The sequence below is a fragment of the Pseudomonas gorinensis genome (assembly GCF_042015035.1).
In the GTDB taxonomy this organism is placed as follows: Bacteria; Pseudomonadota; Gammaproteobacteria; order Pseudomonadales; family Pseudomonadaceae; genus Aquipseudomonas; species Aquipseudomonas gorinensis.
In genome coordinates, this window is sequence record NZ_CP167125.1 from 337,944 (window position 1) to 350,048 (window position 12,105).

12 protein-coding genes are annotated in these 12,105 nt (G+C 62.3%); 5 read left to right on the plus strand and 7 right to left on the minus strand.

The genetic code is table 11. The features are described 5' to 3' along the window. Nucleotides 1-37: 37 nt before the first annotated feature. The 5 genes from AB7933_RS01505 to def form a co-directional block, all read right to left on the minus strand. On the minus strand, nt 38-349 hold the full coding sequence (locus AB7933_RS01505; RefSeq protein ID WP_024072566.1) for a tetratricopeptide repeat protein: 312 nt from the start codon (nt 347-349) through the stop codon (nt 38-40). 18 nt (nt 350-367) lie between these two features. Beyond that, nucleotides 368-1,741: a Trk system potassium transporter TrkA gene (gene trkA / locus AB7933_RS01510; RefSeq protein ID WP_024072567.1), complete on the minus strand. Its 1,374-nt coding sequence runs from the start codon at nt 1,739-1,741 to the stop codon at nt 368-370. A gap of 22 nt (nt 1,742-1,763) precedes the next feature. After that, a complete protein-coding gene (gene rsmB, locus AB7933_RS01515; RefSeq protein WP_024072568.1) occupies nt 1,764-3,074 on the minus strand; it encodes a 16S rRNA (cytosine(967)-C(5))-methyltransferase RsmB in 1,311 nt (436 codons plus the stop codon). Then, on the minus strand, nt 3,071-4,024 hold the full coding sequence (fmt, locus tag AB7933_RS01520) for a methionyl-tRNA formyltransferase (protein ID WP_024072569.1): 954 nt from the start codon (nt 4,022-4,024) through the stop codon (nt 3,071-3,073). The genes rsmB and fmt overlap by 4 nt, the downstream gene beginning before the upstream one ends. 69 nt (nt 4,025-4,093) lie before the next feature. Next, entirely contained in the window at nt 4,094-4,600 is a 507-nt protein-coding gene (gene def / locus AB7933_RS01525) for a peptide deformylase (protein ID WP_024072570.1), read from the minus strand. A 135-nt stretch (nt 4,601-4,735) separates the two neighbouring features. Between def and AB7933_RS01530 the strand changes: the two genes are divergently transcribed. The 3 genes from AB7933_RS01530 (at nt 4,736) to AB7933_RS01540 (ending at nt 7,282) form a co-directional block, all read left to right on the plus strand. Next, nucleotides 4,736-5,512: a hypothetical protein gene (locus AB7933_RS01530; protein ID WP_024072571.1), complete on the plus strand. Its 777-nt coding sequence runs from the start codon at nt 4,736-4,738 to the stop codon at nt 5,510-5,512. Between the two features lie 63 nt (nt 5,513-5,575). Then, on the plus strand, nt 5,576-6,670 hold the full coding sequence (gene dprA / locus AB7933_RS01535; RefSeq protein ID WP_024072572.1) for a DNA-processing protein DprA: 1,095 nt from the start codon (nt 5,576-5,578) through the stop codon (nt 6,668-6,670). Nucleotides 6,671-6,724: 54 nt separating this feature from the next. Then, complete coding sequence (locus AB7933_RS01540; protein ID WP_024072573.1) at nt 6,725-7,282, plus strand: L-threonylcarbamoyladenylate synthase; 558 nt, start codon at nt 6,725-6,727, stop codon at nt 7,280-7,282. Nucleotides 7,283-7,386: 104 nt separating this feature from the next. Here AB7933_RS01540 and AB7933_RS01545 read toward each other — a convergent pair whose 3' ends face one another. Continuing rightward, the gene (locus AB7933_RS01545) at nt 7,387-8,364 is read right to left on the minus strand and encodes an NADPH:quinone reductase (RefSeq protein WP_024072574.1); all 978 of its coding nucleotides are present in this window, start codon (nt 8,362-8,364) and stop codon (nt 7,387-7,389) included. A gap of 176 nt (nt 8,365-8,540) precedes the next feature. On the opposite strand from AB7933_RS01545, the gene hemF reads away from it, so the two are divergent. Together hemF and aroE are read left to right on the plus strand one after the other, a co-directional pair. After that, nucleotides 8,541-9,473: an oxygen-dependent coproporphyrinogen oxidase gene (gene hemF / locus AB7933_RS01550; RefSeq protein ID WP_024072575.1), complete on the plus strand. Its 933-nt coding sequence runs from the start codon at nt 8,541-8,543 to the stop codon at nt 9,471-9,473. After that, nucleotides 9,473-10,291, plus strand: a complete 819-nt coding sequence (aroE, locus tag AB7933_RS01555) for a shikimate dehydrogenase (RefSeq protein WP_024072576.1) — start codon at nt 9,473-9,475, stop codon at nt 10,289-10,291. The genes hemF and aroE overlap by 1 nt, the downstream gene beginning before the upstream one ends. A gap of 53 nt (nt 10,292-10,344) precedes the next feature. Here the strand turns inward: aroE and AB7933_RS01560 are convergent, their stop codons facing one another. Beyond that, entirely contained in the window at nt 10,345-11,913 is a 1,569-nt protein-coding gene (locus tag AB7933_RS01560) for a SulP family inorganic anion transporter (RefSeq protein WP_024072577.1), read from the minus strand. Nucleotides 11,914-12,105: the final 192 nt, after the last annotated feature.

A 12,105-nucleotide genomic window follows, 5' to 3' on the forward strand; every position in this document is an offset into this window, starting at 1 on the left:
TATCGGGGGCAAGCCCCCTCCCACATTTGAGTTCCGCTCAAGCCTGGCGGTCGAGTTTTTTCAGGAATACCGCCATCTCTTTTTCGGCCTGTTTGTCGCCATGGGCCTGGGCCGCTTCAATGCCCTTCTCCCAGGCCTGTCGTGCAGCCGGATGATTGCCCAATCCAGCGTAAGACTTGCCCAGCAGCTTCCACGCCGCTGAATACTTCGGATCGAACTCGACACACTTGTGCAAATGCTCCGCCGCCTTGGCGTTGTCCTTCAAGTCCAGATAGCCCTTGCCCAGCCCAAAGCGCAGCAGCGCGTTATCCACACCCTTGGCGAGCATTTTTTCCAGGGATTCGAGCATGTCGGTCACTCCGGTTAATCAGAAAAAGCTCAACCCCACGTGGAACAGCTTCTCCACATCGCGGATATGTTTCTTATCCACCAGGAACAGGATCACATGGTCCCCGGTGGCGATCATCGTGTCGTCGTGGGCGATGATCACTTCTTCATCCCGAATGATCGCGCCAATGGTCGTGCCCGGTGGCAGGCCGATATCCCGAATGGCTTTGCCAATCACTTTGCTCGACTTCGAATCACCGTGGGCAATCGCCTCGATGGCTTCCGCGGCGCCTCGGCGCAGGGAGTGCACGCTGACGATATCGCCACGGCGCACATGGGCAAGCAAGGTGCCGATAGTGGCCAGCTGCGGGCTGATAGCGATGTCGATATCGCCGCCCTGGATCAGGTCGACGTAGGCCGGGTTGTTGATGATGGTCATCACCTTCTTGGCCCCCAGCCTTTTGGCCAGCAGTGAAGACATGATGTTGGCTTCATCATCGTTGGTCAGGGCCAGGAAGATATCAGCGTCGGCAATGTTTTCTTCCATCAACAGGTCGCGGTCCGAGGCGCTGCCTTGCAGGACCACGGTGCTGTCGAGGGTGTCGGACAAATGCCGGCAGCGTGCCGGGCTCATCTCGATGATTTTTACCTGGTAGCGGCTCTCGATCGCCTCTGCCAAGCGCTCGCCGATCTGCCCGCCACCGGCGATGACGATGCGTTTATACGTCTCGTCGAGCCGACGCATTTCGCTCATCACCGCACGAATATTGGCTTTGGCGGCGATGAAGAAAACTTCGTCATCGGCTTCGATCACCGTATCGCCTTGGGGCAGGATCGGCCGGTCACGGCGGAAAATCGCCGCCACGCGGGTTTCCACATTCGGCATGTGTTCGCGCAGCTGGCGCAGTTGCTGGCCCACCAGCGGGCCACCGTAGTAAGCCTTCACCGCGACCAGTTGCGCCTTGCCGTCGGCGAAGTCGATCACCTGCAAGGCGCCAGGAATTTCGATCAGGCGCTTGATGTAGTGAGTCACCACTTGTTCGGGGCTGATCAACACGTCCACCGGGATCGCATCATTGTCGAACAGGCCGGCGCGGGTCAGGTACGCAGCTTCGCGAACACGGGCGATCTTGGTCGGGGTATGGAACAGGGTGTGGGCGACCTGGCAGGCGACCATATTGGTCTCGTCGCTGTTGGTGACGGCGACCAGCATGTCGGCATCGTCGGCACCCGCCTGACGCAGCACCGTAGGAAACGATGCACGGCCCTGCACAGTACGAATATCCAGGCGGTCGCCCAGGTTACGCAGGCGCTCGGCATCGGTGTCGACCACGGTGATGTCGTTGGCTTCGCTGGCCAAGTGTTCGGCCAACGTGCCACCGACCTGCCCTGCCCCGAGGATGATGATTTTCATCCGGTCACTCCCTTAAACCCATTCAGCCGCGTGCGGCGGCAATCTTGATCAGTTTGGCGTAGTAGAAGCCATCGTGTCCGCCTTGCTGTGCAAGCAGTTGGCGGCCATGGGGCTGCTTGATGCCGGCGCTCGTGGCGAGGTCCAGTTCGCGCGCACCGCTGGTGCGCGCAAGGAAGGCCTCGATGACCTCGGTGTTTTCGGTGGGCAAGGTAGAGCAGGTGGCGTAGAGCAGGATGCCGCCGACCTCCAGGGTCGGCCACAGGGCGTCGAGCAGTTCGCCTTGCAGCACGGCCAGGGCGGCGATGTCGTCGGGTTGACGGGTGAGCTTGATGTCCGGATGGCGGCGGATCACACCGGTGGCGGAACACGGCGCGTCGAGCAGGATGCGCTGGAACGGTTTGCCGTCCCACCAGGCGGCGGTGTCGCGGCCGTCGGCGGCGATCAGTTCGGCGCTGAGCCCAAGGCGTGCGAGGTTTTCGCGTACTCGCACCAGGCGCTTGGCTTCAAGATCGACAGCTACTACACCGGCCAGGTCCTTTTCAACTTCGAGGATGTGACATGTCTTACCGCCTGGAGCACAGCAGGCGTCCAGCACGCGTTGGCCGGGAGCCAGGTCGAGCAGGTCGGCGGCCAGTTGCGCGGCTTCGTCCTGAACGCTGATCCAGCCTTCGGCGAAACCCGGCAGGCTGCGCACGTCGGTGGCCGCTTCCAGCACAATGCCGTCGGTGCTGTACACGCATGGCGTGGCGTTGATGCCTGCGTTCGTCAGCAATTGCAGATACGCATCACGGCTGTGATGGCGACGGTTGACCCGCAGGATCATCGGCGGGTGCGCATTGTTGGCCGCGCAGATGGCTTCCCATTGCTCAGGCCAGAAGGCTTTCAGGGATTTTTGCAGCCAGCGCGGGTGTGCGGTGCGCACCACCGGGTCATGCTCCAGCTCGGCCAGCAGCGCTTCGCTTTCGCGTTGGGCGCGGCGCAGTACGGCGTTGAGCAGGGCCTTGGCCCAGGGTTTTTTCAGTTTGTCGGCGCAACCAACGGTTTCACCGATGGCTGCGTGGGCCGGCACGCGGGTATAGAGCAACTGATAGAGGCCCACCAACAGCAGCGCCTCCACATCGGCATCGGCCGCCTTGAAGGGCTTTTGCAGCAGCTTGGCCGCCAGCGCCGACAAGCGTGGCTGCCAGCGCGCGGTGCCAAAGGCCAGGTCCTGGGTGAAACCGCGATCACGGTCTTCGACCTTATCCAACTGGGTGGGCAGCGAACTGTTCAGCGAAGCCTTGCCGTTGAGCACGGCGGCCAAGGCCTTGGCGGCGGCCAGACGCGGGTTCATTGGACTACCGCCCCGAGGATCGTGCCCAGGGAAAATTTCTCACGGCGACTGTTGTACAAATCGCTGAAATTCAGCGCCTTGCCACCTGGCAATTGCAGGCGGGTCAGGCACAGTGCCTGCTCACCGCAGGCGACCAACAAGCCCTCTTTGCTGGCGCCGATGATTTCACCGGGGGCGCCTTTGCCGTTGGCCAGGGTGGCGGCCAGGACTTTCAAGGCTTCGCCATTGAGTGTGCTGTGGCAGATCGGCCATGGATTGAACGCACGCACCAGGCGCTCCAGCTCTACGGCCGGGCGGTTCCAGTCGATGCGGGCTTCGTCCTTGTTCAGCTTGTGGGCGTAGGTGGCCAGGCTGTCGTCCTGTACCTCACCCTGCAGGGTTCCGGCAGCGAGACCGGCAATGGCCTGGATCACGGCGGGCGGGCCCATCTCGGCGAGGCGGTCGTGCAGGCTGCCACCCGTGTCTGCGGCCGTGATCGGGGTGGTGACTTTGAGCAGCATCGGGCCGGTGTCCAAACCCGCCTCCATGCGCATCACGGTCACGCCGCTCTCGCTGTCGCCCGCTTCCACGGCGCGCTGGATCGGCGCGGCGCCGCGCCAGCGTGGCAGCAGCGAGGCATGGCTATTGATGCAACCGAGGCGCGGGATATCCAGCACCACCTGCGGCAAGATCAAGCCATAGGCCACCACCACCAGCAGGTCCGGTTTCAGCGCGGCCAGTTCGGCCTGGGCATCGGCGTTACGCAGGGTTGGCGGTTGCAGCACGGGGATGTTGTGCTCGAGCGCCAATTGCTTGACCGGGCTCGGCATCAGTTTTTGCCCGCGCCCGGCCGGGCGATCCGGCTGGGTGTACACCGCGACGATGTCATAAGGGCTGGCGAGCAGCGCCTTGAGGTGTTCGGCGGCGAATTCAGGGGTACCGGCAAAAACAATGCGCAGTGGCTCGGTCATGGGCGTTCTCGGTTAAAAGCAGTCACAAAAGAAAAAGGCTTGCCGCAGCAAGCCTTTGGAAGAAGGGCATCAAGCTTGCTGGCGATGCTTTTTTTCCAGCTTTTTCTTGATCCGGTCACGTTTGAGCGTGGACAGGTAATCGACAAACAGCTTGCCGTTGAGGTGGTCGCATTCGTGCTGGATGCACACCGCGAGGAGGCCTTCGGCGACCAGCTCGTAGGGGTTGCCGTCGCGGTCCAGGGCCTTGATCTTCACGCGCAGTGGGCGCTCGACGTTCTCATAGAACTCCGGCACCGACAGGCAGCCTTCCTGGTATTCGCCCATCTCGTCGGTCAGCGGCTCGAATTCGGGGTTGATGAACACCCGTGGCTCGCTGCGATCTTCCGACAGGTCCATGACCACGACACGCTGATGCACATTGACCTGGGTGGCGGCGAGGCCAATGCCCGGGGCTTCATACATTGTTTCAAACATGTCATCGACCAACTGACGAACCTTGTCGTCCACTACGGCCACCGGTTTGGCGATCGTGCGCAGGCGCGAGTCGGGGAATTCGAGGATGTTCAAAATAGCCATAAGCGTAATTGCTGCACATGTGAGGTAGAGGCAAATCGGCGTCGGGACGGACCCAGGCAGCCGGTGTGAAACGTTCGAAAGCCGCGAAGGCCAAGGCATTTCACGCGAACGCACATAATAAAGGAGATTCACCCCATGAGGAAATCGCTGCTCGTCTTACTGCTGTGGGCCCCCTTCGCAATGGCCTTGCTGCCACCGTCCGGCCAGCGCCTGGACCCCGCCACGCAACAGGCCATCCAGCGTTTTTTGTTACATAACCGTATTCTCGATTCGCCCCAGGACCTGGACAACGCGCCTTACATTGTCGCGGCAGACGCGGGGCGAGTGTTGGGCGCCAGTGGCGAGCGCGTGCATGCCAGGGGCGACCTGGATCCGACCCAGCCCAGCTATGGGATCTTTCGCCGGGGCAAGGTCTACACCGATCCCCAAACCCAGGAATGGCTGGGTATCAATGCCGACGATATCGGCACCGCACGCTTCATGATGGCCGGCGACCTCACCACCCTGGCTGTGCAACGGGTGACCCAGGAAGTGCGCCCCGGCGACCGCCTGCTGCGCAACCAGCCCCCCGTTGAACTGGCCAACCTGGAGACGCCAACGGCGACGCCCTTTATCCAGGGGCAAATCATCGATATTCCCAAGGGCGTGAGCCAGATTGGCGTGCTGGACGCCGTGACCTTGAACAGAGGCCGCCGCGATGGTCTGGTCGAAGGCCATCTGCTAACGGTGATCAAAGCCGGTGCCAGCGTACGCGACGTCCTGACGGGCGCATCCGTGACACTTCCCGATGAGCGCGCCGGCACCCTGCTGGTGTTTCGCACCTATGAAAAGCTCAGTTATGGCTTGGTCCTCAGCGCTTCGCGTTCATTGGCCGTGATGGACCGTTTCGAGACTGCCCGTCAAACGCAATAAATAGCCTGCTAAATAAGTTACCAACAGAGTTATCCACAGCTTGTTCCGGTCAAGGATGATCCGATGTTTCCGATAAACCGCAGTGAAATTTCCCCGTCCGAACTGGAAGCGCGACTGCGCTTGCACAGGCTGCCGGAACTGGGTCCAAAGCGTTTTCGCCTATTGATCGAGGCATTCGGCTGCGCCTCGAAGGCGCTCAGCGCACCCGCCAGTGCCTGGCGTTCCCTGGGGTTGCCGGCCATCAGTGGCGATGCCCGGCGGAGCCACGAAGTCCGCGATGGTGCCAGTGCGGCATTGGCGTGGCTGGGGCACCCGGCCCAGCATTTGCTGATGTGGGACCAACCTGAGTACCCCGCCCTGCTTGCCGAGATCGACGATGCACCGCCGCTGTTATTCGTTGCTGGCGACCCTTTTATCCTGGAAAAACCACAGCTGGCCGTGGTCGGCAGCCGCCGCGCTTCGCGCCCTGGAATGGACACTGCCGCCGCCTTTTCCCGCAGCCTGGCGAGCGCCGGTTTTGTCATCACCAGTGGCCTGGCCCTGGGCATTGACGGTGCGGCGCATCAAGCGGCATTGGATGTTGGTGGGCAGACAATTGGCGTGCTGGGCACCGGGCTCGAAAACTTTTATCCACAGCGCCACCGACGGCTCGCGGCGGCGATGATTGCCCAGGGCAGCGCCGTGGTTTCCGAGTTTCCACTCGATGCCGCGCCCCAGGCCGGTAATTTCCCTCGGCGCAACCGCATTATCAGCGGCCTGTCCCTCGGTGTGCTGGTGGTGGAAGCCAGCATGGCCAGCGGTTCGCTGATCACTGCACGGCTGGCGGCCGAACAAGGGCGCGAGGTGTATGCGATCCCGGGCTCCATTCACCATCCCGGGGCCAAGGGGTGTCACCAGTTGATCCGCGATGGCGCGGTGCTGGTGGAAACCATCGAGCACATCCTCGAAGGTTTGCGCGGCTGGCAGGCGTTGTCGCGCCCCGCGCCGATGCCGGTCACTCATCCGCTGGTGGCGTTGCTGCATGCGGCGCCCCACACCAGCGAAGCCTTGGCGATTGCCAGCGGGCGCCCCTTGCCAGAGCTACTGGCTACCCTGACCGAGCTGGAGCTGGAAGGTCAGGTGATCTGTGAAAGTGGGCGCTGGCTCGCGCGCTGCTAGGTTTTGTAACGAAGATCGGTAAACTGCGCAGAGCTTTAGTCCGGAGAGTGAGCAATGGTCAACAGGTGGCGTGTGCTGGAAGCCGCACGAGAAATTCGCGCAGGCGCGGTGATTGCCTATCCAACCGAGGCGGTCTGGGGCCTGGGCTGTGATCCGTGGAACGAAGACGCAGTGGACCGACTGCTGGCGATCAAGAACCGTTCGGTGGACAAGGGCCTGATCCTGGTGGCGGACACTATCCGCCAGTTCGATTTTCTCTTCGAAGATTTCCCGCAGGAATGGATCGACCGCATGGCCAGCACCTGGCCGGGGCCGAATACCTGGCTGGTACCCCACCAGGATTTGCTGCCGGAGTGGGTCACGGGTGTGCATGACACCGTGGCGTTGCGGGTCAGCGATCATCCGTTGGTGCGGGATTTGTGCGCGCTGGTGGGCCCGCTGATCTCGACCTCGGCCAACCCCCAAGGGCGCCCGGCGGCGCGTACGCGGATCCGGGTGGAGCAGTATTTCCGTGGCCAGGTCGACCTGGTATTGGGGGGCGCCCTGGGTGGGCGCAAGAACCCCAGCTTGATTCGCGATTTGGCGACCGGTGAGGTGGTGCGGCCTTCTTGAGACCTCGTCGCGGCCATCGGGAGCAAGCCCCCTCCCACATTTGACCGTGGTGTCATGACGGACAGGGTTCAAATGTGGGAGAGGGCTCGCCCTCGAAGAGGCCCTCAAGGCAACAGAATGGTCGACCCCGTGGTGCGCCGCGCCGACAACTCGGTCTGGGCCTTCGCCGCCTCCGCCAGCGGGAAGCGCTGGTTGATATCAATGCGCACCTTGCCGCTCTTGATCATCGAAAACAGATCATCCGCCATCACCTGCAGGTTCGCCGGATTGTTGGCGTAGGTCGCCAGGGTTGGCCGCGTCACGTACAGCGAGCCTTTGGCTGCGAGTATCCCCAGGTTCACCCCATCCACCGCGCCCGAGGCATTGCCAAAGCTCACCACCAGACCGCGTGGCGCCACGCTGTCCAATGAGGTCAGCCATGTGTCCTTGCCGACGCCGTCGTACACCACGGGCACCTTTTTGCCGTCGGTCAATTCCAGCACGCGTTGTGCGACGTTTTCCTTGCTGTAGTCGATGGTCTCCCAGGCGCCCAGGGATTTGGCCAGTGCGGCTTTCTCCGGCGAGCTGACGGTACCGATCAGCTTCACACCCAGGGCCTTGGCCCATTGGCACGCCAGGGAACCCACGCCACCGGCAGCGGCGTGGAACAGGATGGTTTCGCCCCCCTTCAACTCATAGGTCTGGCGCAGCAGATACTGCACGGTCAGGCCTTTGAGCATGGCGCCGGCGGCCTGTTCGAAGCTGATGTCGTCCGGCAGGTGCACCAGGTTGGCGGCGGGCAGCACGTGCAATTCGCTGTAGGCGCCGAGCGGGCCACTGCCGTAGGCCACGCGGTCACCGACCTTGAATTGGGTGACCTCACTGCCCACCGCATCGACGATACCCGCGCCTTCCGCACCCAGTCCCGATGGCAGGGCCGGCGGCGCATACAACCCGCTGCGGTAGTAAGTGTCGATGAAGTTCAGGCCAATGGCTTTGTTAAGCACTCGAACCTGCTGCGGTCCTGGCTCGGCCGGTGTGTAGTCCACATACTCAAGTACTTCGGGGCCGCCGTGGGCGCTGAACTGGATTCTTTTGGCCATCTGCACTTCTCCTGAGGTCGAAATCGTGTAGCCACCTATCGGACTCCTAAGCTTGATCTTCGTCAACAGCGACGCACCTAAGTGCAGTGGTATGCAGGTGCAGTGGTATCCTGTGCGCCCATTTGCCGCCGACGCCGCATGGCCTCGCGTAGCTTTGCCCGATTCAAGGTGATGCCATGACTACCCGCACCGAGGCTGTAAAAGCCTACCTGCTTGACCTGCAAGACCGCATTTGCAGCGCCCTGGAAACCTTCGAGGCGGACACTCGTTTTATCGAAGACGCCTGGACCCGGCCAGCCGGCGGCGGCGGTCGCACCCGTGTGATCGAAAACGGTTCGGTGATCGAAAAAGGCGGCGTCAATTTTTCCCACGTGTTTGGCAGCGGCCTGCCACCGTCCGCCAGCGCGCACCGCCCCGAGCTGGCCGGTCGCGGTTTTGAGGCCCTGGGCGTATCGCTGGTGATCCACCCGCACAACCCTCATGTGCCGACTTCCCATGCCAACGTGCGTTTCTTCATCGCCGAAAAAGAAGGCGAAGAACCGGTGTGGTGGTTTGGTGGCGGTTTTGACCTCACGCCCTACTACGGCAACGAAGAAGATTGCATCCACTGGCACCGCGTCGCCGAGCAGGCCTGTGCGCCGTTTGGCCCGGATGTGTATTCACGCTACAAAGCCTGGTGTGACACCTACTTCCATATCAAGCATCGCAACGAACCGCGCGGCATTGGCGGCCTGTTCTTCGATGACTTGAACGAATGGGACTTCGACACCTGCTTCGCTTTTATCCGCGCCATCGGCGACGCCTACATCGATGCGTACCTGCCCATTGTGCAGCGTCGCAAAGCCATGGCTTATACCGCGCAACAACGTGAATTCCAGGAATTCCGCCGTGGTCGCTACGTGGAGTTCAACCTGGTCTACGACCGCGGCACCCTGTTCGGCCTGCAATCGGGTGGGCGTACCGAATCGATCCTCATGTCGCTGCCGCCGCAAGTGCGCTGGAGCTACGACTGGAAAGCCGAGGCCGGCAGCGAAGAAGCGCGCCTTACCGATTACTTCCTGCAAGACCGCGACTGGCTCGGCGTTGCTACGCCTAAGGCGGCGGTTTGATGGATCGCTATGTGGTGTTTGGCAACCCCATCGGCCACAGCAAGTCGCCGTTGATTCACCGCATGTTCGCCGAGCAGACCGGCGAGCAACTGGACTACAGCAGCTTGCTCGCGCCGCTGGAGGATTTCATCGGTTGTGCCCGTGAGTTTTTCCAGCATGGCCGTGGTGCCAACGTCACCGTACCGTTCAAGGAGGACGCCTACCGCCTGGCCAACACCCTGACCGAGCGCGCCGAGCGTGCCGGCGCGGTGAACACCTTGAGCAAGCTGGCCGATGGCAGCTTGCTGGGCGATAACACGGATGGCGCCGGCCTGGTGCGCGACCTGACGGTCAACGCCGGGTTGAGCCTGCAAGGTAAACGCATCCTGTTGCTCGGCGCCGGTGGTGCGGTACGTGGCGCATTGGAGCCATTGCTGGCCGAGCGACCTGCCTCATTGATCATCGCCAACCGCACGGTGGAAAAAGCTGAAATGCTCGCCGAATTGTTCGACGACCTGGGCCCGGTGTCTGCCAGTGGTTTCGATTGGCTGCGTGAGCCGGTGGACGTGATCATCAATGCCACGTCCGCCAGCCTGTCAGGCGATGTACCGCCGATTGCCAGTAGTTTGATCGAGCCGGGCAAGACGTTTTGCTACGACATGATGTACGCCAAGGAACCGACCGCGTTCTGCCACTGGGCCACCCAACAGGGCGCGGCAGTGGCGATGGATGGCCTGGGCATGTTGGTGGAGCAGGCGGCGGAAGCGTTCTTCCTGTGGCGTGGTGTGCGGCCGGATTCGGCGCCGGTGTTGGCCGAGTTGCGCCGCCAGTTGGCCTGATACTCAACAAACTGTGGGAGGGGGCAAGCCCCCTCCCACCTGTTTAACCGTATTCAGTCTTCAAAATGGATGGGGCATTGGTCGGCCCCTTCCAGTTTTTTCAACTCCTCCACCACCTGCGGCCTGGCGCGGCGCAGTGTCAGGCTACGCCCCAGCCCTCTTAAACGACGCGCCTCCTGGTGCAGCATCTCCACCCCGGAATAGTCGATAAAGTTGATCTGCTGCGCCTCGATCACTACCCGTACACCCTGCAAGCTTTGCAAGCGCACTTGCAGGTAATGGCTGGCGCCAAAGAAAATCGACCCGCCGACGCGCAACACATCTTCGTCCCCGTCACGCCATTGTTGAACCCGTGGCTGGGACGTGCGCTTGAGGTAGAAAAACAACGACGCCAACACCCCCGCATAAATCGCCGTTTGTAACTCCAGAAGCAAGGTGGCGACGCAGGTCAGGCTCATCACTACGAATTCTGCCCGGCTCACGCGGAACAACGCGCGAATACCCCGACGATCCACCAGGCCCCAGGAAATCAGCAAGATGCTGGCGGCCATGCTTGGGATCGGAATATGCGCGATCAGTGCGGCGCCGAACAGCGCAAACAAGGCCACCCATAAGGCGGAAAACACCCCTGCCAACGGCGAACAGGCGCCCGCCTCATAGCTGAGGCCAGAGCGGGTGAAGGAACCGGCTGACAAATACCCGGAGAAAAATCCACCAACGATATTGGATAAACCCTGCGCACGAACTTCCTGGTTGGCATCGAGCAGTTGTTGCGAGCGAGCTGACAGCGAACGGGCAATCGACAGGCTGGTCACCAGCCCCAGCATGCCCACCGCAACGGCGCTGGGCAGCAGGCGCAGGATCATGTCCGGATCCAGCGGCAACGGGCTGAACGGCGGCAGTTTGCCGATGAACGCGCTGACCCGCGCTACATGCCCGAACATCCCCGGCCACAGCCATGCCGCCAGGCTACCCAAGGCCAGCGCGATCAGCAGCGTTGGCCAGCGAGGCACAAGGTATTTAAGCAACGCGCCCACCAGCAAAGTGCCGAGCCCGAGGGCGAGCGATGCGTGGTCCCATTCGCCGCTATGGTGGATCAGTGCGAGCAGGCTATTGATTGCCGTGGCCTGGCTCGGCAAATCCAGGCCCAGCAGATTAGGCAACTGCCCCAGGGCAATCACCACGGCGGCGCCCAGGGTGAAACCCAGCACCACCGAATGCGAGACGAAGTTCACCAGCGCGCCAAAGCGCAGCATGCCCAGCAACCACTGGAACAGCCCGGCCAGGAATGTCAGCAACAGGATCAGGGTGATGTAGTCCTGAGACCCGGGCACGGCCAACGGGCTGACGCTGGCGTACAGCACAATGGAAATCGCCGCCGTAGGGCCACAGATCAAGTGCCAGGACGAGCCCCAGAGGCAGGCGATCAGTACCGGGATAATTGCGGCGTACAGGCCGTATTCGGCGGGAAGACCGGCAATGAGGGCGTAGGCAATCGACTGCGGCAAGGCGAGGACGGCGCCGCTGAGCCCGACCATCGCGTCCCGACCGACGCTGGCTCGGGTTTGACGCGGCAGCCAGCTCAGGAAGGGGAAGAGTGTGTGGCGGTTGGGCCTGTGCATCGCAAACTCGGATAGAAAGGTTCGGGGCAGATTATCAGGTTGTGGCGAGCGGGCTTGCTGTGGTGAGCGGGCTTGCCCCGCGTTGGGGCGCGAAGCGGCCCCAAAACCAGACGCTCCAGATCCCACGGTTAGGATTGCGCGGCCTTCACTGGGGCTGCTGCGCAGCCCAACGCGGGGCAAGCCCGCTCGCCA